Origin of the sequence: Vreelandella arcis (assembly GCF_900103865.1) — a bacterium.
Taxonomy (GTDB): domain Bacteria; phylum Pseudomonadota; class Gammaproteobacteria; order Pseudomonadales; family Halomonadaceae; genus Vreelandella; species Vreelandella arcis.
Map to the genome: position 1 here is coordinate 241011 of NZ_FNII01000002.1, position 23150 is coordinate 264160.

General features: G+C 54.6%; 25 protein-coding genes. 21 read left to right on the forward strand and 4 right to left on the reverse strand.

Translation table 11 applies throughout. The features are described from left to right. Window positions 1–3: 3 nt before the first annotated feature. From nei to BLR97_RS03070, 4 genes are all read left to right on the forward strand, one after another. The gene (nei, locus tag BLR97_RS03055; protein WP_089702356.1) at window positions 4–831 is read left to right on the forward strand and encodes an endonuclease VIII; all 828 of its coding nucleotides are present in this window, start codon (window positions 4–6) and stop codon (window positions 829–831) included. A 189-nt stretch (window positions 832–1020) separates the two neighbouring features. After that, window positions 1021–2526 carry a fumarate hydratase gene (locus BLR97_RS03060; RefSeq protein ID WP_089702358.1) on the forward strand — a complete coding sequence of 502 codons (1506 nt, stop codon included), beginning with the start codon at window positions 1021–1023 and terminating at the stop codon, window positions 2524–2526. A gap of 114 nt (window positions 2527–2640) precedes the next feature. Continuing rightward, on the forward strand, window positions 2641–4059 hold the full coding sequence (cls, locus tag BLR97_RS03065; protein WP_089702360.1) for a cardiolipin synthase: 1419 nt from the start codon (window positions 2641–2643) through the stop codon (window positions 4057–4059). 46 nt (window positions 4060–4105) lie between these two features. Further along, on the forward strand, window positions 4106–5023 hold the full coding sequence (locus tag BLR97_RS03070) for a LysR substrate-binding domain-containing protein (RefSeq protein ID WP_089702362.1): 918 nt from the start codon (window positions 4106–4108) through the stop codon (window positions 5021–5023). Window positions 5024–5030: 7 nt separating this feature from the next. Here the strand turns inward: BLR97_RS03070 and BLR97_RS03075 are convergent, their stop codons facing one another. Beyond that, window positions 5031–6134 (reverse strand): bifunctional nicotinamide-nucleotide adenylyltransferase/Nudix hydroxylase, encoded by a 1104-nt coding sequence (locus tag BLR97_RS03075; protein WP_089702364.1) that lies wholly within the window; start codon window positions 6132–6134, stop codon window positions 5031–5033. Between the two features lie 155 nt (window positions 6135–6289). Here BLR97_RS03075 and BLR97_RS03080 point away from each other — a divergent pair, with 155 nt between their 5' ends. Both BLR97_RS03080 and BLR97_RS03085 read left to right on the forward strand, forming a co-directional pair. Next, on the forward strand, window positions 6290–7201 hold the full coding sequence (locus BLR97_RS03080; protein WP_089702366.1) for a YihY/virulence factor BrkB family protein: 912 nt from the start codon (window positions 6290–6292) through the stop codon (window positions 7199–7201). A gap of 21 nt (window positions 7202–7222) precedes the next feature. Further along, window positions 7223–7498: an acylphosphatase gene (locus BLR97_RS03085; protein WP_089702368.1), complete on the forward strand. Its 276-nt coding sequence runs from the start codon at window positions 7223–7225 to the stop codon at window positions 7496–7498. Here BLR97_RS03085 and BLR97_RS03090 read toward each other — a convergent pair. After that, window positions 7495–8436, reverse strand: coding sequence for a D-2-hydroxyacid dehydrogenase (locus BLR97_RS03090; protein WP_089702673.1), 942 nt, complete (start codon window positions 8434–8436; stop codon window positions 7495–7497). The two genes, BLR97_RS03085 and BLR97_RS03090, sit on opposite strands and share 4 nt — an antisense overlap. A 182-nt stretch (window positions 8437–8618) precedes the next feature. Between BLR97_RS03090 and BLR97_RS03095 the strand changes: the two genes are divergently transcribed. The 13 genes from BLR97_RS03095 (at window position 8619) to BLR97_RS03155 (ending at window position 19377) form a co-directional block, all read left to right on the forward strand. Next, a complete protein-coding gene (locus BLR97_RS03095; RefSeq protein ID WP_089702370.1) occupies window positions 8619–8903 on the forward strand; it encodes an FmdB family zinc ribbon protein in 285 nt (94 codons plus the stop codon). 64 nt (window positions 8904–8967) lie between these two features. Beyond that, entirely contained in the window at window positions 8968–10749 is a 1782-nt protein-coding gene (aspS, locus tag BLR97_RS03100; protein WP_089702373.1) for an aspartate--tRNA ligase, read from the forward strand. Between the two features lie 71 nt (window positions 10750–10820). Further along, the gene (ruvC, locus tag BLR97_RS03105) at window positions 10821–11378 is read left to right on the forward strand and encodes a crossover junction endodeoxyribonuclease RuvC (protein ID WP_089702375.1); all 558 of its coding nucleotides are present in this window, start codon (window positions 10821–10823) and stop codon (window positions 11376–11378) included. Between the two features lie 76 nt (window positions 11379–11454). Continuing rightward, window positions 11455–12063, forward strand: a complete 609-nt coding sequence (gene ruvA, locus BLR97_RS03110) for a Holliday junction branch migration protein RuvA (protein ID WP_089702377.1) — start codon at window positions 11455–11457, stop codon at window positions 12061–12063. 48 nt (window positions 12064–12111) lie between these two features. After that, window positions 12112–13149, forward strand: a complete 1038-nt coding sequence (ruvB, locus tag BLR97_RS03115; protein WP_089702379.1) for a Holliday junction branch migration DNA helicase RuvB — start codon at window positions 12112–12114, stop codon at window positions 13147–13149. Then, the gene (gene ybgC / locus BLR97_RS03120; RefSeq protein ID WP_089702381.1) at window positions 13146–13538 is read left to right on the forward strand and encodes a tol-pal system-associated acyl-CoA thioesterase; all 393 of its coding nucleotides are present in this window, start codon (window positions 13146–13148) and stop codon (window positions 13536–13538) included. The genes ruvB and ybgC overlap by 4 nt, the downstream gene beginning before the upstream one ends. A 69-nt stretch (window positions 13539–13607) precedes the next feature. Further along, entirely contained in the window at window positions 13608–14282 is a 675-nt protein-coding gene (tolQ, locus tag BLR97_RS03125; protein ID WP_244511158.1) for a protein TolQ, read from the forward strand. A gap of 12 nt (window positions 14283–14294) precedes the next feature. Next, entirely contained in the window at window positions 14295–14732 is a 438-nt protein-coding gene (gene tolR / locus BLR97_RS03130) for a protein TolR (RefSeq protein ID WP_089702385.1), read from the forward strand. A 13-nt stretch (window positions 14733–14745) separates the two neighbouring features. Beyond that, entirely contained in the window at window positions 14746–15879 is a 1134-nt protein-coding gene (gene tolA, locus BLR97_RS03135; RefSeq protein WP_089702387.1) for a cell envelope integrity protein TolA, read from the forward strand. Beyond that, window positions 15879–17168: a Tol-Pal system beta propeller repeat protein TolB gene (gene tolB, locus BLR97_RS03140; protein ID WP_089702390.1), complete on the forward strand. Its 1290-nt coding sequence runs from the start codon at window positions 15879–15881 to the stop codon at window positions 17166–17168. The genes tolA and tolB overlap by 1 nt, the downstream gene beginning before the upstream one ends. Window positions 17169–17203: 35 nt before the next feature. After that, complete coding sequence (pal, locus tag BLR97_RS03145) at window positions 17204–17749, forward strand: peptidoglycan-associated lipoprotein Pal (RefSeq protein WP_089702392.1); 546 nt, start codon at window positions 17204–17206, stop codon at window positions 17747–17749. 45 nt (window positions 17750–17794) lie between these two features. Beyond that, window positions 17795–18583 carry a tol-pal system protein YbgF gene (gene ybgF / locus BLR97_RS03150; RefSeq protein ID WP_089702394.1) on the forward strand — a complete coding sequence of 263 codons (789 nt, stop codon included), beginning with the start codon at window positions 17795–17797 and terminating at the stop codon, window positions 18581–18583. A gap of 29 nt (window positions 18584–18612) precedes the next feature. Beyond that, window positions 18613–19377 (forward strand): YciK family oxidoreductase, encoded by a 765-nt coding sequence (locus BLR97_RS03155; protein ID WP_089702396.1) that lies wholly within the window; start codon window positions 18613–18615, stop codon window positions 19375–19377. 15 nt (window positions 19378–19392) lie between these two features. On the opposite strand, the gene BLR97_RS03160 is transcribed toward BLR97_RS03155, so the two are convergent. Together BLR97_RS03160 and ubiG are read right to left on the reverse strand one after the other, a co-directional pair. Continuing rightward, the gene (locus BLR97_RS03160; protein WP_089702398.1) at window positions 19393–20061 is read right to left on the reverse strand and encodes an HAD-IA family hydrolase; all 669 of its coding nucleotides are present in this window, start codon (window positions 20059–20061) and stop codon (window positions 19393–19395) included. Continuing rightward, the gene (ubiG, locus tag BLR97_RS03165) at window positions 20062–20805 is read right to left on the reverse strand and encodes a bifunctional 2-polyprenyl-6-hydroxyphenol methylase/3-demethylubiquinol 3-O-methyltransferase UbiG (RefSeq protein ID WP_089702400.1); all 744 of its coding nucleotides are present in this window, start codon (window positions 20803–20805) and stop codon (window positions 20062–20064) included. It lies immediately after the preceding gene. A 146-nt stretch (window positions 20806–20951) separates the two neighbouring features. Between ubiG and galU the strand changes: the two genes are divergently transcribed. After that, window positions 20952–21842: a UTP--glucose-1-phosphate uridylyltransferase GalU gene (gene galU / locus BLR97_RS03170; protein WP_089702402.1), complete on the forward strand. Its 891-nt coding sequence runs from the start codon at window positions 20952–20954 to the stop codon at window positions 21840–21842. Window positions 21843–21845: 3 nt separating this feature from the next. Then, window positions 21846–23141, forward strand: coding sequence for a nucleotide sugar dehydrogenase (locus BLR97_RS03175; protein ID WP_089702403.1), 1296 nt, complete (start codon window positions 21846–21848; stop codon window positions 23139–23141). The last annotated feature ends 9 nt before the right edge of the window (window positions 23142–23150 follow it).

The window sequence follows — 23150 nt, forward strand, 5'->3', positions numbered from 1 at the left end:
GGCATGCCTGAAGGGCCGGAAATTCGTCGCGCAGCGGACAGGATTCAAAGGCAAATTGGCGGCAGGGTCGTCGACGATGCGTGGTTTGCCTTCCCCGAGCTGGCGAAGCAATCCAGTGAGTTAGAGGGTGTTCGCGTAGCGGCGGTCGACACCTGGGGAAAAGCGATGCTACTGCGCTTTTCTAACCAGCAGGTGCTGTACTCACATAATCAGCTGTACGGCGTTTGGAAGCTTCACAATGCCGCAAAACCGCCGAGCACCAAGCGTTCGTTGCGCGTCCGCCTCATTGCAGACGGCAGGGCGGCTAGTCTGTATAGCGCGTCTGATATTTCTCTCTGGCATGAAAGCGACTTGGTTCATCACCCGTTTTTATCGCGGTTAGGCCCTGATTTGCTCAGCCAGAAGCTTACCCCCGAAGACGTACTAACACGGCTGGAATCGCGACGCTTTATGCGTCGCCGCCTGGGTGGACTATTGCTCGATCAAGGCTTTGTAGCCGGGTTGGGCAATTATTTGCGTTCAGAAATTCTTTTCTTTGCCCGGTGCCACCCGCAACAACGTCCGGTTGATTTAACCGACGTCCAGCGACAGCAGCTGGCGACTTACGTTATCGAGATAACACGCCAAGCATACCAACAGGCGGGTGTTACCAATACAAAACCATGGATTGAACAGGCGATTGCCGCAGGAGAGCCACGCCGTCAGTGGCGGTTTAGCGTTTTTGAGCGGGCAGGGCTGTCGTGCCACCGCTGTGGCAATGTTATCGAGCGCATGATGGTCGGCTCTCGTCGTCTTTATTGGTGTCCTGGCTGCCAAGTACATGCTTCATAATTTATACCGTTATCTTGTTTGTATTCCTATATCTGTTCAGCTTCTGGGAGTTCATCAGCATATGAGGAGCGAGTGGCTGCCGGGTCGATAGCAATACGTTATACTTATGGCACGCAGAAACTGAGACAGCCACTGCATTAGTAACCGCAAAGGCTGCAGATAAGACGATAACCGAGGAGTTGTTTGTCCATGACCGTGATCCGCCAGGACGACGTGATTCAAAGCGTTGCCGATGCGCTACAGTACATTTCTTACTACCATCCCAAAGATTTTATTGACGCCATGGCAGCCGCTTATGAGCGTGAAGAGAACCCTGCCGCCAAGGATGCCATTGCGCAAATTCTGATTAACTCGCGGATGTGTGCCACCGGCCATCGGCCCATTTGCCAAGACACCGGTATTGTGACCGTGTTTGTGCATGTGGGGATGAATGTCACCTGGGATGCCGAGATGAGCCTTGATGACATGGTCAATGAAGGAGTGCGGCGCGCCTATAAGTTACCCGACAATGTCCTGCGGGCATCTGTTCTGGCGGATCCTGACGGCAAGCGTCAGAATACCAAGGACAATACGCCGGCGATTATTCACCACAAAATCGTTCCGGGTAATACAGTTGATATTTACGTGGCGGCCAAAGGGGGAGGTAGCGAAGCCAAATCCAAATTCGCTATGCTGAATCCTTCGGATAGTGTGGTGGACTGGGTGATGGAACAGCTGCCCAAAATGGGGGCCGGCTGGTGCCCACCTGGTATGTTAGGCATTGGGATTGGCGGCACGGCTGAAAAAGCCATGGAGATCGCTAAAGAGTCATTACTTGATCCGATCGATATTCAAGACCTTCAAGCGCGTGGTGCAAGCAACCGAGCAGAAGAACTGCGTCTGGAGCTCTTCGACAAAGTGAATAAAAGTGGCATTGGGGCCCAAGGGCTTGGCGGTTTAACGACAGTGCTGGACATCAAGGTCAAAGACTTCCCAACTCACGCGGCCAACAAGCCTGTCGCCATTATTCCCAACTGCGCGGCCACTCGCCATGCGCACTTCACACTGGATGGCTCGGGTCCGGTTGCGCTACCGGCGCCCAAACTTGAAGATTGGCCAGAAATTACCCGCGAAGCGGGCGATAACGTCAAGCGGGTTAATCTCGATACCGTCACCCCGGAAGACGTTAAAACCTGGCAGCCTGGCGATACGTTGCTGTTAAATGGCAAGCTGCTAACCGGTCGCGACGCTGCTCACAAGCGTATGGTCGATATGCTTGCTAAAGGTGAACCGCTGCCGGTGGATATGAAAGGGCGGTTTATTTATTACGTGGGCCCCGTTGATCCTATCGGCGATGAGGTCGTTGGTCCTGCGGGGCCGACTACCGCCACGCGAATGGACAAGTTTACCCGCACCATGCTTGAACAAACCGGTTTGCTGGGTATGGTGGGTAAAGCAGAGCGAGGCCAGGAAGCGATTGACGCTATTCGTGATAACCAAGCGGTTTATCTGATGGCGGTAGGCGGGTCTGCCTACCTTGTTGCCCAAGCGATTAAGAAATCTCGCGTGGTCGGTTTTGAAGACCTGGGCATGGAGGCTATCTACGAGTTTGAAGTGGAAGACATGCCGGTCACCGTGGCAGTGGATAGCGCTGGAACCTCGGTGCACCAGACAGGACCGGCCAAGTGGAAAGAAATCATCGCACAAACAGCTTAAAAACTGCACCTGCTGGGTATTTTTTTGGCCTAGAAGGCCCCGTCACTGACGGGGCCTTTATCCATCTTGGTAAGCTCAGCGAAATGGATTTAACCCCGGAATGAGGACACCACTATGACCTCGTGGTTGCTAGGGACAGGCATACTCATCATGTATGTACTGGGGATTGTTTCCGCCGTGATGGCGTTGATGTCCAGTCGAACGTCGCAAGGCGCCGTCGCCTGGATTATCTCTCTATTAACATTCCCCTACGTGGCTGTGCCTGCTTACTGGCTATTTGGGCGCCCGCGATTTTATGGTTATGTGACTGCTCGTGGTGTGCGGGATAACATCCTACGCCGCATGCTGGTGCGCTACCGTACCCACGTTGATCCATACGCCGTCACGTCAAAAAGTGCTGATATTCAAGCGATTGAGCAACTGGCCATGATGCCAATGACGCACGGCAATCAGGCAACGCTACTGATTGACGGAGAGGAGACCTTCGAAAGCCTGTTTGAAGGCATGCAGCGTGCGCAGCATTATATTTTGCTCCAGTTTTTTATCGTTCGAGACGACGCACTTGGGCGCCGTATGATGGCTCATCTACAGCAAGCCGTTCGGCGCGGCGTAAGCGTCTATTTCTTATACGATGAAATGGGCAGTCGTAAACTTAGCGATCGCTATTTAAATGATTTAGCACTCTCAGGTATTGAAGTGAGTGCCTTTCGATCCTCGCGCGGGTTCAAACACCCTTTCCAGTTAAACTTTCGTAATCACCGCAAAGTAATGGTGGTCGATGGACAGGCAGGGTGGCTAGGTGGGTTTAACGTCGGTATTGAGTATTTGGGGCAGGATCCACATCACGGCGATTGGCGAGATACTCACCTCAAGCTCCAAGGGCCTAGCGTGATGGGGCTCCAGGAAGCCTTCTGGGAAGATTGGCACTGGGCCACAGGCGAAGTTATTACGCTTAACTGGCAACCCCAGAAAACCTATGCCAGCGACCAGCACGTGGTAATAGTACCGTCAGGACCGGCCGACCGACAGGACACAGCGAGCTTGCTGATACAGCAGGTGATACAAAGTGCGCAAGAACGGCTTTGGGTGACCAGCCCCTATTTTGTGCCAGACCAAGGCGTGCAGGATGCTTTGCGCTTAGCCGCCATGCGCGGCGTCGACGTTCGAGTGATGATTCCCGAGCGTCCCGATCATCTATTGGTTTTCCTATCCGCTTTTTCGTTTTTACCTGATATGCTTCGTGCAGGGGTGAAAATATACCGTTATCTCCCAGGTTTTTTGCATCAAAAAGTCATGCTCGTAGATAACAAGGCATGCACAGTCGGCACCGTTAATATGGACAATCGTTCCTTTCGCTTAAACTTTGAGATTACCGCGTTTATGCCCAGTGCATCGATTGCCTCTCAAGTGAAGCTGATGCTGGAAAAAGACTTTTCCCAATGCCGCCGTATCGGGCTCGATGAAATAGCCCAGCGCCCCTGGTGGAAGAAAGTTGTTTCCCGAGCCGCCTATTTAATGGCCCCCGTTCAGTAGAGCGGTTTAAGTTCCTATTAATACGTAAGGTCACAAGGAGTAACGGGTGAACCTTGAAACAAAATGGCTAGAAGACTTTGTTGCTTTGGCCAACACAAGAAGTTTTTCCGCCTCAGCAAGGCAACGCCATGTCACGCAGCCCGCTTTTAGCCGCCGTATTCGCGCGTTGGAACAAGCCGTCGGTGTCACCCTGGTAGACCGCTCAACCACACCCATTGGCCTGACATCCGAAGGGCAGCTGTTCCTAGTCACCGCGCGAAACCTGGTCGAACAGCTGACTGAGTCGCTTGGCCATTTACGTGGGCTTTCGATGGCTAACGAAGCGCTGGATATTGTCGCGGCCCACTCGTTAGCGCTTAGCTTTTATCCGCCCTGGATATCGCGCCTGCAGAAAGGGTTAGGCGAGTTACCCACTCGCTTGGTGGCGATGAATGTTGGGGAAGCGATTCACGTTCTGCGTGAGGGGAACTGTGATCTAATGCTGGGCTACTATGATCCCTTTGCCACCATGCAGCTGGATGCAGAGGTGTTCCCATCCTTTTCCATTGGCAAGGTTAATATGCTACCGGTCTCACTGCCCGATGCGCAGGGGAAGCCGTTGTTTTCTCTTCAGCACGATACCTCTGTTCCTTATTTGGCATATACCCAGGCGGCTTTTTTAGGCCGCAGTGTCCGTATGCTGTTAAAGAACGATCCGCTACGGATGAAACTACGCACCGTTTACGAAACCGCCATGGCGGAGGGGTTAAAGGGCATGGTGCTACAAGGCGTGGGGGTGGCCTGGATTCCCGATTTTTGTATCCGCGAAGAGCTTAAGAGTGGGCGCTTGGTTCGCGCGGCTGAAGCGAATTGGGATATTCCTTTGGAAATACGTCTCTATCGCTGTTCTTTGGTGCATAAACCCGGCGTAGAGCGCTTATGGCGGCAAATGATGAAGTTGCCGCGGGATTTTTTACAAGGCTAGCTAGGCGCTAATGGGTTTGCATCGCGCTGAAATCAGCAGGCAAGCCTAGAAAATTTTGAATAATAAAAAAGTGATCTTCAAAAAGACTATCAGGCTCCAAGTCAGCCAATGCTACCCAGCGGGCGTGATCACCCCCTTTAACGGGTTTTAAGCGCGGTAGCTGCTGGTCGGGGCGCAAGGCAAAATAAAACGCCTCGGCGAGCGTGCGCCCTCGCCAACTGCGATGGGGCTCGTCAAATAAACGCTGGCCTCTCAACGATCCCTTAAGGACTGGCTCAGGTACTTTTAAGCGAATGCGTTCACGCAGCTCGCGTAGGCATGCATCCAGCAACCGTTCGTGGGGGTTAATAAAGCCTCCCGGCAAGGCGAATAGCCCTTTACCCGGTGCCGATGTGCGCCGCACCAGTAAAACGTGTCCCGATTGCACGACCACGGCATTGACCGTGACAAAAATAGGCGGGTAGGGCGCTTGTTGCCAAGCTTGACGATATTGGTCGAGCAAACGTTGCTCTTCCAACAATTGCTCGTAATCGCTGCCGCCGCAGAATTGCTGTACACCTTCGACCACACCTGGTGGCAAATCGTGATAGGCCCCGGTGCTGAGATAATCATTAGTAGCGCCGGGCGAGCGGAAAAGACGCTCGCGAATACGGCTAGCGGAAATTCCTTCTACCAACGGAACGCTGACCGATTCCCACTGCGGAAATAACGATAGGTAATAGCTGGATTGCCCTCTGCTTGCCCCGATGAGACCGATCCGCGGTAGCCGGGCGTTGGCCGGGGTCGCTAAGTCACGCACTTTACGCTGGACGTCCCGAACCCACACATCGTCGTTATATAGCGCATCAAGCAACGGGGTGATTTCTAGGCGCTGATTTTCTTCCTCATCAAAGCCCGAGCGAAGCATCGCGTGGCGCTCTTCAAAACGCCAAGGGTTTCTCAGCGAACGCGCCTGCCAAGACGAGCCCACTAACACGATTACTTGGCGGGCTTGTTTAAGTGCCTCACGAATAACCGCCAGGTGACCCAGATGAGGTGGTTGGAAGCGGCCTATGAAAACCAGGCAGTCGAAGTCATACGCTTGGGCCGGATGAGGGGCATCGTTTGCCATGAAGGCTGTCCTGTATCCGCGTTTAGAAGGGAACATCATTATGGTGGGGTTGATTAGGCGGCGCAATGTCCCTCTGCATCAATCCATTATATTGGGTATGCTAGTGGCTTTGTGTCGTTAATTGTTGATCATACAAGCCAAATTAGGGGATCGTAATGCTGAAACGCAGCGTTTATTTTTGGGGCAACGTGATCAAAGATTCAGCTACGTTATGGCTGCATCGCAATGCATTCAGCTATGCGGGTTCCCTTGCTTTTTATACGCTGTTTTCTTTAGCCCCTACCATCATTATTGCGGTCAGTGTGATCGGTCTTGTATTGGGAGAGGAAGCCGCCCAGGGACAAATTGTGGCTCAATTGCAAGGTACCATGGGCGCTGATGCTGCGTTGATGGTTGAGCAAGCCGTCGCCCAGTCGCGAATAGAAGAAGCCGGCATCATGCCCACCCTGTTAGGTCTTGCCGCCCTAGTCGTTGGGGCGACGACAGTGTTTGCGCAAATGCAATTTTCGCTTAATACGATTTGGGGCGTGACCGCTAAGCCCAGCGCTAATGGGGCACTGGTCTTTATTAAAAATCGACTGCTCTCGCTAACGGTGGTGTTATCGATCGGCTTTATATTGCTGGTGTCGTTGGTGATAGGCGTTGCCCTGCGGGGATTGCTTAACGCGGCGGATCATCTGCTTCCCTTTGTTGGTTTTCTGAGTCAGTTAGCCGAATCGCTGGTGTCGTTATTCGTGGTGGCACTGCTTTTTGCGACGATTTTTAAGGTATTGCCCGACGTTGTGTTGAGTTGGCAGGATGTTCTGATCGGCGCGTTAGTAACCGCCGTATTGTTCACGATTGGTCGCAGCGTCATTGCAATGTATCTTGCCTACACGGCAACTGCTTCAACCTACGGTGCGGCAGGGTCGGTGGTAATGATTCTACTGTGGGTTTACTACTCATCGCTTATCCTGTTGTTTGGTGCGGCGTTTACACGTTCGTTATTAGTGCGGCGTGGGCGCCCATTGGTACCGCGCAATAGCGCTGTCCTGATTCAGCACACGCTGAATGAGGATCATCGTTAAGAAGGCATAGAGGAGGGAGCAATGGCAGACTGTTGTGTCCGTGCATGGGTGACAGGGAAGGTGCAAGGTGTGTTGTTTCGGCGTTCCACTCAGCACCAGGCGCTTGCGCAGAACCTCACTGGCTACGCTAAAAATTTACCTGATGGTCGCGTTAAAGTGCTGCTTTGCGGCAGCCGTGAGGGTGTCAAACTCGTGAGTGAATGGCTATGGAAGGGCCCTGAAGGGGCGCAGGTGACCCACGTCGAGTTTGACGTGTTGGATCAATGCCACGCCCCGGATCATTTTGCCACTTATTAATTTTCCGCTTTCCATTGGCGAATATTGTCAGCGGTTAAGCTGACAATATTTTGCCGTGCCTCTGGGGTAACCCAGGCGTTATGCGGCGTAACAATTAAGTTGAGCGGCTCGTCCAACGCCGCGAGCAGCGGATGGCCATCCCGGGGTGGCTCATGAGGCAGTACATCCACGGCTAGGCCTCCGATTTGTTGGTCGCGCAACGCCGATAACGCGGCTTCTTCGTCGATAATCCCCCCGCGGGCGCAATTAATGAGCAGTAACGATGGCTTAGCCTTGGCCAGCCTTGCTGCGTTAATCAAATGATGGGTCGACTCATTCAGCGGGCAGTGAAGGCTAATGACGTCGGCTTGGGGCATTAATTCGTCTAGCGAGGGGCGATCATCCTTGGCTTCGTTACCCGGACGAGCCGCAAAGCTGATGTGCATACCCAGCGCTTCAGCCAAGCGTGCGACTTCCGAGCCCAGCTCGCCTTGACCGACCATCACTAAGTGTTTGCCTGCCAGCTGCAGCGTTGGGTAATGTTGCAAGCAAAAGAAATCACTTTGCTGCCATGCACCCGCTGTCAGGTCGCGCTGATAAAGAGGCAATCTGTTGGCGAGCGTCAGCATGAGCATCAGGGTGTGTTGCGAGACACTCGCGGTACCGTAAGCAGCGACGTTTTTGACCACAATATCTTGGTGCTTGGCTGCATCTAAATCAATATTGTTAAGCCCAGTGGCGAGCACGCAAATTAATTTAAGCGAAGGAAGCTGCTGGAGCGTCTCGGCATCTAAGACGACTTTATTTACAATCGCTATGTCGGCATTAGCCAGACGCTCCCGGGCTTGCTGCGTTGTACTTTGGCCAAAAACCTCGAGATGCGATACCACGCTGCGGATAGCCGCTAAATCAATTTGTGGGCCGAGACTTTCGGCATCCAACATCACTGCATTAAGCATTTTTTTGATCTCCAAAACCCACTGGTGACGCATAGCCTTGCTCGGCAGGGGGCACAAAAGGGTATAATAACTCGGCGTGAATAATCATCGCCTTGGAATTTATCCCGACGGGCCGCATATCGCAGCTTGGCAGCCTTGATGCTGCTGTATTGTCGGAGTTGAGCTTTTTAGGAGTCATCAACATGCCCATCTATGAATATGAGTGCAAGGCCTGCGGCCATCGCATGGATAAATTGCAAAAAATTAGCGCAGAGCCGCTGACGGACTGCCCCGCCTGTGAACGCGATAGCTTATCGCGCCTCGTATCGGCGGCGGGCTTTCGTTTAGCGGGCGGTGGCTGGTACGAAACAGATTTTAAAACCGGCAGCAAAAAGAATTTGGTTGCTGACGCGAAGGGCACGACTACAGAGACCAGCAGCCAAAAAGGCGACAGTCAAACGCCCAAGAAAAAAGACACGGCGGCCTAGCCGACGTTGTTAGGGTCGAAAGACCCATGATCCCTCTTTGCCACGAAACACAACAGGATGAAACATGCGCAGTCATTATTGCGGCCAGCTGAACGAAACATTGGTGGACCAGACGGTCACCGTATGCGGATGGGTGCATCGCCGCCGTGACCACGGTGGGGTTATCTTCCTCGATATGCGCGATCGCGACGGCGTCGCTCAGTTCGTAGTGGATCCGGATACCGCCGAGGCGTTTGCCAATGCCGACCGCGCCCGCAGTGAGTACGTTCTGCGCATTTCGGGCCGTGTTCGGCCGCGCCCTGAAGGAACGCAAAACCCCAATATGCCCACTGGGATGATTGAAGTACTGGCAAAAAGTGTCGAGGTGCTCAATACCGCGGTTACGCCACCTTTCCAGCTTGATGAACACGGCAAAGTGGGTGAAGAGGTGCGTCTAAAGCACCGCTACATTGATTTACGCCGCCCCGACATGATCGACAAGCTGCGCCTGCGCTCACGGATATCGCACACCGTTCGTGCGTTTCTTGAGAACCAAGGGTTCTTGGATATTGAAACGCCGGTGCTCACACGTGCGACGCCAGAAGGGGCACGTGACTACTTGGTACCCAGCCGTACTCACGCCGGTAGCTTCTTTGCGCTACCGCAGTCACCACAGCTGTTCAAGCAGTTACTGATGGTGGCTGGGTTTGATCGCTATTATCAAATTGCCAAGTGCTTCCGCGATGAAGATCTGCGCGCTGACCGTCAGCCTGAGTTCACACAGATCGATATCGAGGCCTCGTTCGTCGAAGAAAACGACATTATGGACATCACCGAGTCCATGATTCGCCAACTCTTCCAGGAGGTTCTCGACGTCGGGTTACCCGCTTTTCCGCGTATGACCTGGCAGGAAGCCATGGATCGATTCGGTTCTGACAAGCCGGATTTGCGCATTCCACTCGAGCTGACCGATGTAGATGATCTGATGAAACAGGTCGACTTCAAAGTCTTCTCTGGCCCCGCTTCGGCTGACGATGGTCGTGTTGCTGCATTAAAAGTACCCGGCGGCGCATCGCTATCGCGCAAGGAAATCGACGAATACACCAAGTTCGTGGGTATCTACGGCGCAAAAGGGCTGGCCTGGATCAAAGTTAACGAACGGGCTAAAGGACTTGAGGGCCTGCAGTCGCCGATTGTGAAGTTCATGGAAAACGTGGTGGAGGAGCTACTCGACCGTGTTGATGCCAAAGATGGCGACATTATCTTCTTTGGCGCCGACAAGGCGCGCATTGTGAATGAAGCCATTGGCGCGCTGCGAGTTAAATTGGGCGCAGACCTGGATCTGTATACCCAAGCATGGGCACCGCTTTGGGTGGTCGACTTCCCGATGTTTGAAGCAGACGATAACGGTCGACTCAGCCCATTGCATCACCCCTTTACTGCGCCTGCATGTTCGCCAGAAGCGCTCAAGGCCGACCCGGCCAACGCGCTATCTCGCGCCTACGATATGGTGCTTAACGGCACTGAGCTTGGCGGCGGTTCAATCCGTATTCATGATCAAACCATGCAAAGCACGGTGTTTGATATTTTGGGGATTGGCGAAGAAGAGGCACAGGAGAAATTTGGCTTCTTACTCGATGCCCTGCAGTACGGCGCGCCACCCCATGGCGGCCTGGCATTTGGTTTAGACCGCTTGGTGATGCTGATGGCCGGTGCCAAAACGATTCGTGAAGTTATCGCCTTCCCGAAAACCCAAAGCGCTGCGTGCTTAATGACCGACGCGCCGGGCGAGGTTAGCGCGGAGCAGCTAAAAGACCTCAACATTCGTCTGCGTCAAAAAGCCAAGGCGGAATCCACCGCTGAGTAAGCGATGAATGTCCTTGTAACACCGGCGCCCAGGCGTCGGTGTTTTTGTATGGATCACCCGAGTGCTGTCATATGCAGGCAACATCCTCCCCTTCATCGCTGCGAATTCTGGGCATTGACCCCGGCTCGCGGATCACCGGCTACGGCGTTATCGATCTTGTCGGGGTAGTGCCGCGTTATGTCGCCAGCGGCTGTATTCGCACCGCTGAAGGCGCGCTGGAGCAGCGGTTAGCCCAAATATACGCCGGCCTTGGTGAAGTAGTGGGCTTGCATCGGCCTGATGCGGTGGCGATAGAACGCGTTTTTATGGCCAAAAACCCTGATTCAGCGCTAAAACTCGGCCAGGCAAGAGGGGCGGCGCTGGTGTGCATGGCTAATCACGGTCTAGCGATTGACGAATATGCCGCGCGACAAATTAAGCAAGCCGTCACCGGCCAGGGGGGCGCTGATAAGGGCCAGGTACAGCACATGGTGACGGCTATTTTGCGGCTTGCCGACTCGCCGCAAGCGGATGCCGCGGACGCGTTAGCTATCGCGTTGACCCATGCCTACGCGAGCAACGGTGTGCCAACGTTGTCCGCCCGAGGCAATGGTCGCCGCCGCTCGACAGGCCGTTGGCGGCTGTCTTAGTGGCACGCAAACCACTGGTCACTTGTACAGAGTCGCTTTATAGTGGCGGTTGGTTTTGCTTAGCGCGAGCGTAAATATGATTGGACGGCTTCAAGGCCAGTTAATAGACAAGCAACCTCCCTGGATTGTCGTCGATGTACAGGGAGTGGGGTATGAGTTAGAAGCGTCGATGACGACGCTGGTCGCACTACCGTCGGTCGGGGAGCAGGTTTTTTTATATACCCATCTAAGTATTCGTGACGACGCGCACCTGCTCTATGGGTTTGGCCGTGCGCACGAACGCGCCCTGTTTCGTGCTTTGATTAAGGTCAATGGCGTTGGGCCAAAGCTGGCATTGGGCATCTTGTCGGGCATGGACGAAGATGCTTTTATGCGCTGCGTGCGCGATGATGACAGCAAAGCTTTAACCAAGCTTCCCGGTGTGGGTAAGAAAACCGCTGATCGACTCATCATCGAAATGCGTGACCGTTTTCCCGAATGGGAGAATGGTCAGGACGGGTCGCTACTGCTTGAAGCTAGCAACGGTCAGAGCGCTACACGCAACAGCGTGGCGGATGCTGAGGCTGCCCTGGTAAGCCTTGGCTATAAATTGACCGAAGCCTCAAAGATGCTGGCGGATCTCGACAGCTCTCAGTCGACCGAAGCACTCATTAAAGCGGCGCTGACGCAGCGTATGAAGGGCTAATCGCGATAATGTTCTCGCCTTTAACGATGGACGTAAAAAAGAGCGCTTATGCTAGAGCACGATCGATTGATTGCCGCTGAACCAGAGCAGGGTGAAGTCCGCATCGACCATGCGATTCGTCCTAAACGGCTCCAAGACTATATCGGCCAACCGCGGGTACGCGAACAGCTGGAAATATTCATTGGTGCTGCCCGGCTGCGCGGCGAAAGCCTGGATCATACCCTGGTATTTGGCCCCCCCGGCCTGGGTAAAACCACCTTGGCGAACATTATTGCCACGGAAATGGGCGTCGGGCTTAAAGCTACCTCCGGCCCGGTATTAGAGCGTGCCGGTGATTTAGCCGCGATGCTGACGAATTTAGAGCCGGGCGACGTCCTGTTTATTGATGAAATCCACCGCTTGTCGCCCGTGGTCGAGGAAGTGCTTTACCCGGCGATGGAAGATTTCCAGCTCGATATTATGATCGGGGAAGGGCCCGCCGCGCGTTCGATTAAGTTGGATTTACCACGCTTTACGCTGGTTGGGGCGACTACGCGAGCCGGGCTACTCACCTCGCCATTGCGCGACCGTTTTGGCATTGTCCAGCGGCTGGAGTTTTACAATCTAACGGAACTGACTGAAATCGTCACCCGTTCAGCCAAACTGTTGGGCGTAGAAGCTCATCATGAGGGGGCCGTTGAGGTGGCGCGCCGGTCGAGGGGAACCCCGCGGATAGCCAACAGGCTGCTGCGCCGAGTGCGTGACTACGCTGAAATGAAAGGCAACGGCGTCGTCGATGCTACGTTGGCCGATGCCGCACTCAATATGCTCAATGTCGACCACCACGGTTTAGACCATATGGACAGGCGATTGCTATTGGCGATGATCGATAAATTCGACGGCGGCCCGGTGGGCGTCGATTCGCTCTCTGCTGCTATCAGCGAAGAGCGTGACACCATCGAAGACGTCATTGAGCCTTACTTAATTCAACAAGGGTTGATGATGCGAACCCCAAGAGGACGGGTTGTCACGCGCCAGGCCTGGCTGCATTTTGAACGCGTACCCCATGAAGCGGCCATTGAACCCCAGGGTGAGCAGCGCCCATGAGTCAATCGTTACGCTTTCCGGTTCGCGTTTACATGGAAGATACAGACGCGGGCGGTATTGTCTACTACGTTAACTACCTGAAGTTTATGGAGCGTGCCCGCAGCGAATGGCTGAGAGCCCAGGGGCTTGACCAACAATCGCTGCTGGACGAAGGCACGCAGCTAGTGGTATATCGCTTGTCCTGTCACTACACCCAACCTGCGCGGTTAGACGATGCGCTTGAGGTCAGTGCCGAAGTGGTCAGTATTGGCCGCTGCCGAATGACATTTGAGCAGTGCGTGTGGCGGGGAACGGAACGTCTTTGTGCTGCCACGGTCGAGATAGCGTGCTTAAGCGCGCAGCATCTTCGCCCCATGGCATGGCCGTCTGCACTCAAGTCGGTAATGTGATTCACGATGCGGGCAGGTTATTTCCACACTTATTAATGATTGATGAGGGCACTTGTGAACGATAATGCCATGTCTATTCCCCACCTGGTCATGAATGCCAGTTTTGTGGTTCAACTGGTCATGCTGCTCTTAGCAGTGGGATCGATACTCTCGTGGATAGTGATTTTCCAACGCGGCATTGCCATTCGCCGTGCTCAAAATGAATATGCCCAGTTCGAGGAAACATTCTGGTCAGGCGTTGATTTAAATGAGCTTTACCGGGAAATTCCCACCGACGACCCTCGCCACGGTGCTGAGCATGTTTTTCAAGCGGGATTCCGCGAATTCAATCGTTTAATGCCTAAAACGCGCAATACCTCAACGATTTTGGAAGGTGTTCAACGCAGCATGCGGGTGGCTTGGTCACGTGAAGAAGACCGGCTCACGCAGCATCTGGTGTTCCTGGCAACGGTTGCCTCTGCCAGCCCCTATATCGGGTTATTTGGCACCGTATGGGGCATTATGGGGTCTTTCCAATCGCTTTCGATGACGCAGCAAGCCACCCTGGCCACGGTCGCTCCTTGGATTGCAGAGGCCTTGATTGCGACGGCGATGGGGCTATTTGCTGCGATTCCCGCGGTTATTTTCTACAACCGACTCTCCAATAGCGCTGGCCGTCTGCTGGGCAAATACGAAGATTTCGCCGAAGAATTTCACGCTATCTTGCATCGTAACCTGCAAGGGCGTGACAGCGCGTCAAGCTAAGGGAGTAACCCCATGCAAGGACCGTTTAAACGCGGCGGACAGCAAAAGCCCATGGGCGAAATTAACGTTGTCCCCTTTATTGATGTCATGCTGGTTTTGTTGGTCATCTTCATGATTACCGCTCCAATGTTAAATCAAGGGGTGGATGTGGAGCTGCCTCAGGTTAACTCAGAGCCAATTGAAAGCCAGGACGATAGCGACCCGATCATCATCTCCATTGATCGAGAGGGCGCCTATCACATTAGCCTGGGTGACGAGGCAACTCAGGTATCCCTTGATGAAATCACCAGCCGGGTTAACGCCATCTTAGGACAGCGTCCTGATACCCCCGTGATGGTGCGGGGCGACCAAAGCGTGGCTTATGGTGAAGTCGTCGTCTTAATGAGCACTTTGCAGCGTTCGGGCGTCGCCAACGTGGGGCTCATTTCTGAGCCGCCACGGAATGAGTAAGGGCGCACAGGACATGGCTGTAAAGAAACCTCGTGATCCTCAAGACGTTAGCTATACCTGGCCAGTTATTTTCGCAGTTGCGGTGCATTTGTTGATCGTGCTGATATCGGTGATTCATTGGCCTGAGGGAGACGCTGAACCGGATTCGTCGTCTATCGTTCAGGCAACGTTGGTTCGTACCGACGCCTACACTGACCAGGCCCCACAAGCCAACGATCAATCAGCGGCGATGGAAGCCGCTGATGAGACGGCCGAAGAACCCGTCGTCGACACCCAGTCGGAGGATGAAGAAGCCGCCGAGCAAGCGCAAGCCGCTGAGGAACAAGCCGAGCGAGAAGCCGCTGAGGCAGAAGCTCAAGCCCTTGAAGAGGCTAGAGCCGAAGCTGAAGCTGAGGCGCAGCGTCGCCAAGAAGAAGCCGAAGCGTTGGCCGAACGCCAGCGCGAAGCTGAGCAACAGCGCCGTCAGGAAGAAGCCGAGGCCGAGCAACGGCGTGAAGCCGAAGAGCAACGCCGCCAGGAAGAGGCGGAAGCTGAGGCCCAGCGTCAGCGCGAAGCCGAAGAGCAGCGCCAACAGGAAGAGGCGGAAGCTGAGGCCCAGCGCCAGCGTGAAGCCGAAGAGCAACGTCGCCAAGAAGAGGCTGAAGCGGAGGCCGAACGTCAGCGTGAAGCAGAGGCAGAAGCCGAACGTGAGCGTGAAGCTGAACAACAGCGCCGTCAGGAAGAAGCCGAAGCGGAGGCCCAGCGCCAGCGTGAAGCTGAAGAACAGCAGCGCCTCCAGGCAGAGGCGGAAGCCGCCATGCAGCGCCAGCTAGAAGGTGAAGCCCAGGCTGCTGCTGAGGCACGCCAGGCTGCGCAAGCCGCCAACAGCTTCTTGACGATCGTCAAGCGGGCCGTTGAGCAGGCATGGATTATCCCGTCAGAGGCAGGTGACTCAATGAGTGCTACGCTTCAAGTCAGGTTAGGCCCGTCTGGCGAGGTATTGGCGACGTCGGTGGTGTCGTCTAGTGGTAATAACACGTTTGACCGCTCGGCGATGCAAGCAGTTGAGCATGCAGCACCGTTCGGCGAACTACGCGAGTTGCCAACCGAACAGCAGCGCAATTTACGTCAATTCAATCTGCGATTTACCCCGGGGGATGTTCGCTGATGCACACCATAAGTAAGGCATGGCTATTCTGTTTATTGCTCGCAATGAGCTCGGTTGCGAGTGCAAACTTAACCATAGAGATAACCCGCGGTAGCGACGAAGCGCTACCCATTGGCGTAGTGCCGTTTGAGGGCTCGCAAGGAATGCCCGAAGACGTGGCGCAAATTATTCATAATAATCTGGAGCGCAGCGGTTCTTTTGACCCTCTAGAGCGCAGCTCGATGTTTGAACAGCCAAGTCAAGCAAGCGACGTCCGATTCAGCACCTGGCGTTCACTCGATGTTCGTTACTTGGTGGTTGGACAAGCCGAGCGCACCAGTGAAGGCTACCGGATTCAGTATGACCTGATGGACATCAGCGGTCAGCAGCGCATGATGAGTGAGACCGTTACCGCTCGCGAAGGTGACCTGCGTGGTGCCGCTCATTACATCAGCGATCAGATTTTTGAGGCGATCACTGATATTCGGGGCGCCTTCTCGACGCGTATTGCCTACGTGACTGCCCAGGGGGTGGGGGATAACACCGCTTACGGTCTGTACGTTGCCGATGCCGATGGTCGCAACAGCCAGCAGATTTTGACGTCGGATCAGCCGATTTTATCGCCCGCCTGGTCGCCGGATGGCGGCAAGCTTGCTTACGTTTCCTTCGAGAGTGGGCGCCCTGAAATCTTTGTACAGGAAGTTAATAGCGGTAATCGTGCTCGCATTACCTCCTTTGAAGGGATTAACGGCGCGCCCGTCTGGTCACCCAATGGTCGCCGGCTGGCTATGTCGTTGTCCAAAGACGGGCAACCTGAGATCTACATCATGGAGATTGCGGATCGCTCGTTAACCCGCATCACGCAAAACAACAGTATTGATACCGAGCCTGCCTGGTCGCCGGATGGCAACCGCCTGCTTTTCACCTCTGACCGCAGCGGTGGCCCACAAATTTATCAGCACACGCTTGGCAGCGGCGAAACCGAGCGTATGACCTTTACCGGTAATTATAATGCCCGGGCACGATTCTCACCTGACGGCGATGACATCTTTCTTATTCACCGTTCGGATCGTGGTTTTCAAGTTGCTCGGCAGAATATTGAGAGTGGCCGCTTGATCACGCTGAGTGATTCCACCCGTGATGAATCTCCTAGTGTTGCGCCGAACGGGACCATGGTAATCTTCGCTACCCAACAAGGTAACACTGGGGTGCTGAGTGCCGTTTCCGCCGATGGCCGTTCGTCATTCAGGCTTCCCGCAGCACAAGGTGATGTGCGTGACCCCGCATGGTCGCCGTTCTTAAACGAATGAAGTACATTCACATTTTTCAGACAAGGAGTCTGATTATGCAACTTAAACCGTTGGCTCGCTCATTGGCAGTCGCGTTATCTCTTGCAGTTATTGCTGGCTGTTCCAGCACCGGCGGAACTCAAGATGGGGATTTATCTGGCAGCCAGACTGGCCGTGACGGCACAGGCAGCACGACAGCTGGGGCAGGTACAAGTGGTCAATACGGCAGCGGCACCTCGGGCGCTGATCGGGGCCAACAAGCTGACTCTCGTATCCCAGATGTCAAAACCATCTACTTTGATTACGATCGCGACACAATTAAGAGCGAATACGAATCCGTCGTGTTAGCTCATGCGCGCTACCTCCGCTCAAACCCTAACGCCAATGTCGTGTTGCACGGTCATACCGACGAGCGCGGTACCCGCGAATACAACATGGCTCTTGGCGAGCGTCGTGCCAATGCCGTTGAGCGATTCCTGAACATTCAGGGTGTGTCGCCATCGCAAATGAGTGTGGTGAGCTACGGTGAAGAGCGTCCTGCAGAGCGTGGTCAAAGTGAAGCAGCGTATTCACAAAACCGCCGCGTTGTGTTCAATTATTGATGACCCGCGGGAGAAATAATTCGCTTTAGTCATTTTGGAGTCATCATGAATCACAGTCTCAAGCGTTACGTTGAGAGGCTGTGCGGTGCGGGAGCCTTAGCGCTCCCGCTATCCGTATTGCCCTTAGTCAGTGTTGCACAACAACCCGTTGTCGAAGACCTATCCGGTTCTGGCAGTGGGTTTTATGAACAAGCGCAAACCCAAAACTCTTCCAGTGGCAGCCTGGTGTTGTTCAACCAGGTTCAGGAGCACCAGCAAGAAATTCAGCGGCTGCGTGGCGAAATTGAGGAGCTACGCCACCAGATGGAGCAGCTGCGTCGCCAGTCACAGCAGCAGTATCTCGACATAGAAGACCGCTTGATGAGCAGTCGTCCGAGTCAAATCGAAGAGTCGACCCCCGAGGTTGAGCCGGAAGTGGCCGAAGAAGTGGCGAGCGCACCATCCTCTCGCGACGTCAGTGAAGAGGCTCGGGATGCCTATCAAGCTGCCTTTGCCCACGTCCAGGCACGCCGCTTTGATGAAGCCATTGCTGCCTTTGAAGCCTTTGTCGAAGCGCACCCCGATACTAGCCTAACGGCCAACGGCCATTATTGGCTGGGTGAGCTTTATTCAGCGGAAGGCCAGTTGGATGCTGCTGAACAATCATTTACCCGTGTGATTGATAACTACGATGGCAGTAGCAAGGTGCCCGATGCGTTGTATAAGTTAGGCCTAGTCAAAGCCCGTCAAGGCGAAGCGGAGGCGAGTCGTGCGCTTCTCGAACAAGTACAGGATGATTACCCGCAAAGCAGTGCAGCGGGGCTAGCCGATGATTTCCTTCGCCAAGGCAGTTAACCAGGGCGAAGATAAGAGGAGGGTCTGCGATGACATGTAAAATTGATTATCAGCCAGCGCCCGATGTACTCCACGACCGTGTCGTGCTGGTGACGGGCGCTGGTGACGGTATTGGTCGGGCCGCGGCGCTTAGCTATGCACGCCATGGCGCGACCGTGATCCTTCTTGGCCGCACCATTTCAAAACTTGAGCAGGTGTACGATGAGATTGAGGCCCAAGGTGGCCCTCAACCCGCGATCTTTCCTCTTAATTTTGAGGGGGCGACATTAAAAGACTATCAGGAGATGGCCGACACGCTCGATAAAGAATTCGGGCGTCTTGATGGTTTGTTGCATAACGCTGGCTTACTAGGACGTATAACCCCTTTTGAACAGTATGATCCCGCGCTCTGGGAGCGTGTCATGCAGGTCAATATCAACGGCCCTATTTGGATGACGCAGGCCTTGTTGCCGTTATTGCAGCGTGCCAACGATGCGTCGGTGATTTTTACGTCTTCGAGTGTCGGGCGCAAAGGGCGGGCTTATTGGGGGGCCTATGCTGTGTCTAAGTTTGCAACGGAAGGCTTCGTAGAAGTGCTGGCTGACGAACTGGATAGTCAACCTAACGTGCGCGTGAATACGCTCAATCCAGGTGCGACGCGTACGCAAATGCGTCGCACTGCTTATCCTGGCGAAGATCCTGCCCGCTTGCGCACCCCTGACGATATTATGCCGACTTATTTATGGCTAATGGGGCCCGACAGCGCGGGCACCCATGGAGAGAAAATCGACGCGCAGCCTCCCAAACAGCCTTAATATGTAATTAGTTACTTAAGCGATCTTAGGTAGCGCATCGACCAGCTCGGCACACTGCTGGTACCAGCAGTGTGCCGGCCATTGGTGATAATCATCGCCCTCAGCGATATAACCGTAGCCAACAGCCACCGCCGTCATTCCCGCCGCTCTGGCAGCCTGCATATCCCTTAAATGGTCGCCGATATACCAGCATTGCTCAGGTGCGACACCCAGGCGAGACGCGGCTTCCAGAAGGGGCATGGGGTCGGGCTTTTTGGCGGCTAGGTCATCAGCGCACAAAAGGGCGCCTGGAGTTAGCGACAACGCCTCAAGCAGCGGTGTGGTATAGCGGCGCGGTTTATTAGTTACAATGCCCCAGGGTTGTTGCTCCAGCTGCCAAGCGTTTAACCACTGATCCAATGGGGGGAACACCCGGCTATGAACCGCCAGAGACCGTTCATAGGCGTCCAATAAAAACGCGCGCGCCTCTGCTTGATGACTGTCACTCAGATCATACCCCAGCGACAAACTGACTAGTGCGTTGCCGCCATTGGACACTTCCCTACGAATCGTCGTGAAGGGCAGCGGTGCCAGCCCGTGGTGCTGGCGTAACGCATTGGTAGCAACGGCTAAATCTGGGGCGGTATCCACTAAGGTGCCGTCCAGGTCAAACAGCACGGCGCTTGGCGTTGAGCAGAAAGACATTTAGGCCTGCACCTTCCGGCAATACATCATGTAATTAACCGATACATCGTTTTCGACCAGCCGATAATGGCGTGTGATGGGGTTATAGGTCAGGCCGATCTGTTCGCGAACCTCAAGGCCACTACGGCGGTTCCAAGCGGCCATTTCAGAAGGCCGAATAAACTTTGCGTAATCATGCGTTCCCCGAGGCAGTAATTTCAGCACGTACTCTGCACCGAGAATGGCAAAGGCGTAGGATTTGGGTGTTCGGTTAAGGGTGGAGAAAAACACATAGCCGCCCGGGCGCACCAGGGCCGCGCAGGCGCGCACCACTGAAGCGGGATTGGGGACGTGCTCCAACATTTCCATGCAGGTCACTACGTCGTACCTGCCCGGCTGTTCGTCAGCCAGGGCTTCGACACTCACATGGCGGTATTCAATCGCCACGCCTTGCTCTTCGGCATGCAGGCGGGCGACTCCCAAGGGTGCTTCGCCCAAATCAATCCCGGTGACTTCCGCACCCCGGCGTGCCATGGACTCGCTTAAAATACCCCCGCCACAGCCCACATCAAGAACCTTCTTACCCGCTAAACCGGCTCTTGCGTCAATAAAGTCAAGGCGCAATGGGTTGATGTCATGCAGCGGCTTGAACTCACTCTGCGGATCCCACCAACGGCTGGCAAGTACTTCAAATTTCGCGACTTCGGCATTATCAACATTGCCTTGGTATTGGTGAGCAGTGCTATCCTGAGGTGTCACTGACATGTTTTGACTCCATCAACTGTGAGCAAACACGGTTTATACCGCGGCTCGATGCTTGCAGTGTAACGGCGAACTGGTAACCAACCGCGCGTTCAGTATGATAGTCATTCTAACCACTCCTGAGCCGGAACGCATGAAAAGGACCTCTTATGATTCGTAAGGCCGTACTCCCTGTGGCGGGATTTGGCACCCGCTGTTTGCCTGCTTCAAAAGCGATCTCCAAGGAAATGATCACCATTGTTGATCGGCCGGTGATTCAGTATGTGGTGGAAGAAGCCATTGCCGCGGGTATTAGGGATATCGTCTTTGTCACTAGCAGCAACAAAGGGGCTATCGAAAACCACTTCGATAGCCATGCAGAGTTAGAAGCGAGTCTCGAAGCAAAAGGCAAGCACGATCTGTTAGCGTCGTTGAGAGCCATGGTGCCTGACGACGTTAATATCATCAGTATTCGGCAAGGCCAGCCATTGGGATTGGGCCATGCCGTGCTTTGCGCCCAGCCTATCATCGGCGACGATGAACCCTTTGCCGTGCTATTGCCGGATGTATTAGTGGATAATAGCAACACACCGCGCAGTGATCTGGCCGGTATGCTCGAGGCTTACGATCAACATTCAACGGCCCAACTGATGGTTGAAGAAGTTGACTGGGATCAGGTCGAAAAATACGGCATCGTCGCCCCCGCAGGCGATGCCCCGGCACCGGCAAGCTCTGCCGACCTGGTCGGCATGGTAGAGAAACCCCCGCGGAATCAAGCGCCTTCCAACTTGGCCGTGATTGGCCGCTATGCATTGCCTGGGGCGATATTCCCTATTTTAGAGAAAACGCCTCCCGGAGCGGGCGGCGAAATCCAGCTAACCGACGCCATAGAAACTCTCCGCGAGCAGCAGGGCGTTCAGGCCTACCGTATGCGCGGCACGACTTACGATTGCGGGCAGCCCCTGGGGTATCTCGAGGCCACGTTGGCTTATGCTCGTCGGCATCCCGAGTTGGGTAATGATTTCAAAGCGCTGCTTGAGCGCTATCACCAGGGAGCGTGATCAATGCGGGTGCTTCTCTACGGCAGTGAATTAAGCACCGCGACGGCTGCCGCGGCGTTGTCCTCGGTAGGGCACTGTGTTGAATGGCTTCCCCACGAAGACACGCCGTGGTCCACCCTGGTCAACGAGGATTGGCTACGTCGAGAGCCGCAACTCCTTGAGCAGATCCACGACGCTCAAAACGGCGGGGCGCTGCAACTACTTAGCGAGATCAACGCTGACCGGGTTGTTGATGTCGTTTGGTTAGCGCTCTCACCGGCTCAGCGTGATTCAGCCGCCGCGCTGCTCAGCCATCCTTCTCTCGCTCACGGCGAGGCCGGCGTTGTGCTGGTCAATAACTCGACCTTCCCGGTAGGCGAAACAGAGCGTTTACACCGTATAATGGGCGCGCAGCACACAAGCGTTGCCTTGCCCGATACGTTAGAAGAGGGTCGTGCCTGGGCATCTTTCACACGTCCGTCGCGATGGCTGTTAGGTTGCGACGACCCACTCGCAGAAAAACAAATCAGGGAGCTATTGCGCGCCTTTAACCGACGCCGCGATGCGTTTCAGGTAATGCCTCAGCGTGCCGCCGAGCTAACCAAATTGGCGGTTAACGGGATGTTGGCCACCCGCATTAGCTATATGAATGAAATTGCCGGTTTAGCCGATACTCTGGGGGTTGATGTGGAGCATGTACGCCAGGGTATGGGGGCTGATTCGCGCATTGGCTATGAATACCTGTATCCCGGCTGTGGTTTTGGCGGGCCGAGTTTCTCCCGAGACTTAATGCGCCTGGCAGACGTGCAAGTTGCCAGCGGGCGCCAATCGGCCTTGTTGGAGCATGTGCTTGATATCAATGAACAAAAGAAAGAGACGTTGTTCCGCAAGCTCTGGTCTTATTACAGCGGGATGCTGGAAGGCAAAACGATTGCCGTTTGGGGGGCTGCCTTCAAACCCGGCACCGCCCGCATTGACCACGCGCCGGTACTGACGCTATTAAACGCACTTTGGGCGCAGGGCGCTCACGTTCAGCTACATGATCCAGCGGCAACGCCCGCGTTAAGAGCGGCTGTAGGCCCAAGGAATGATTTGGTGACCTTTGTCGATAGTCCGTACGATGCGTGTGAGAATGCAAATGCGCTTATGTTGGTGACTGAGTGGAAAATGTATTGGAACCCTGATTGGCAGCGTTTGGCTGGGCAACTTACTGATAAACTTGTGCTGGATGGCCGAAACATTTACGACCCTGATTTCGTTGCCAGCTGTGGGTTACAGTATCGAGGAATAGGTCGGCGCGCCGATCCAACGCCGTTGTGAGGAAATTGA

Coding starts and splice junctions, on each gene's coding strand:
- nei (WP_089702356.1), top strand. CDS start 4: ATGCCTGAAGGGCCGGAAATTCGTCGCGCAGCGGACAGGATTCAAAGG.
- BLR97_RS03060 (WP_089702358.1), top strand. CDS start 1,021: ATGACCGTGATCCGCCAGGACGACGTGATTCAAAGCGTTGCCGATGCG.
- cls (WP_089702360.1), top strand. CDS start 2,641: ATGACCTCGTGGTTGCTAGGGACAGGCATACTCATCATGTATGTACTG.
- BLR97_RS03075 (WP_089702364.1), bottom strand. CDS start 6,134: ATGGCAAACGATGCCCCTCATCCGGCCCAAGCGTATGACTTCGACTGC.
- BLR97_RS03080 (WP_089702366.1), top strand. CDS start 6,290: ATGCTGAAACGCAGCGTTTATTTTTGGGGCAACGTGATCAAAGATTCA.
- BLR97_RS03085 (WP_089702368.1), top strand. CDS start 7,223: ATGGCAGACTGTTGTGTCCGTGCATGGGTGACAGGGAAGGTGCAAGGT.
- BLR97_RS03090 (WP_089702673.1), bottom strand. CDS start 8,436: ATGCTTAATGCAGTGATGTTGGATGCCGAAAGTCTCGGCCCACAAATT.
- BLR97_RS03095 (WP_089702370.1), top strand. CDS start 8,619: ATGCCCATCTATGAATATGAGTGCAAGGCCTGCGGCCATCGCATGGAT.
- aspS (WP_089702373.1), top strand. CDS start 8,968: ATGCGCAGTCATTATTGCGGCCAGCTGAACGAAACATTGGTGGACCAG.
- ruvC (WP_089702375.1), top strand. CDS start 10,821: ATGCAGGCAACATCCTCCCCTTCATCGCTGCGAATTCTGGGCATTGAC.
- ruvA (WP_089702377.1), top strand. CDS start 11,455: ATGATTGGACGGCTTCAAGGCCAGTTAATAGACAAGCAACCTCCCTGG.
- ruvB (WP_089702379.1), top strand. CDS start 12,112: ATGCTAGAGCACGATCGATTGATTGCCGCTGAACCAGAGCAGGGTGAA.
- ybgC (WP_089702381.1), top strand. CDS start 13,146: ATGAGTCAATCGTTACGCTTTCCGGTTCGCGTTTACATGGAAGATACA.
- tolQ (WP_244511158.1), top strand. CDS start 13,608: ATGTCTATTCCCCACCTGGTCATGAATGCCAGTTTTGTGGTTCAACTG.
- tolR (WP_089702385.1), top strand. CDS start 14,295: ATGCAAGGACCGTTTAAACGCGGCGGACAGCAAAAGCCCATGGGCGAA.
- tolA (WP_089702387.1), top strand. CDS start 14,746: ATGGCTGTAAAGAAACCTCGTGATCCTCAAGACGTTAGCTATACCTGG.
- tolB (WP_089702390.1), top strand. CDS start 15,879: ATGCACACCATAAGTAAGGCATGGCTATTCTGTTTATTGCTCGCAATG.
- pal (WP_089702392.1), top strand. CDS start 17,204: ATGCAACTTAAACCGTTGGCTCGCTCATTGGCAGTCGCGTTATCTCTT.
- ybgF (WP_089702394.1), top strand. CDS start 17,795: ATGAATCACAGTCTCAAGCGTTACGTTGAGAGGCTGTGCGGTGCGGGA.
- BLR97_RS03155 (WP_089702396.1), top strand. CDS start 18,613: ATGACATGTAAAATTGATTATCAGCCAGCGCCCGATGTACTCCACGAC.
- BLR97_RS03160 (WP_089702398.1), bottom strand. CDS start 20,061: ATGTCTTTCTGCTCAACGCCAAGCGCCGTGCTGTTTGACCTGGACGGC.
- ubiG (WP_089702400.1), bottom strand. CDS start 20,805: ATGTCAGTGACACCTCAGGATAGCACTGCTCACCAATACCAAGGCAAT.
- galU (WP_089702402.1), top strand. CDS start 20,952: ATGATTCGTAAGGCCGTACTCCCTGTGGCGGGATTTGGCACCCGCTGT.
- BLR97_RS03175 (WP_089702403.1), top strand. CDS start 21,846: ATGCGGGTGCTTCTCTACGGCAGTGAATTAAGCACCGCGACGGCTGCC.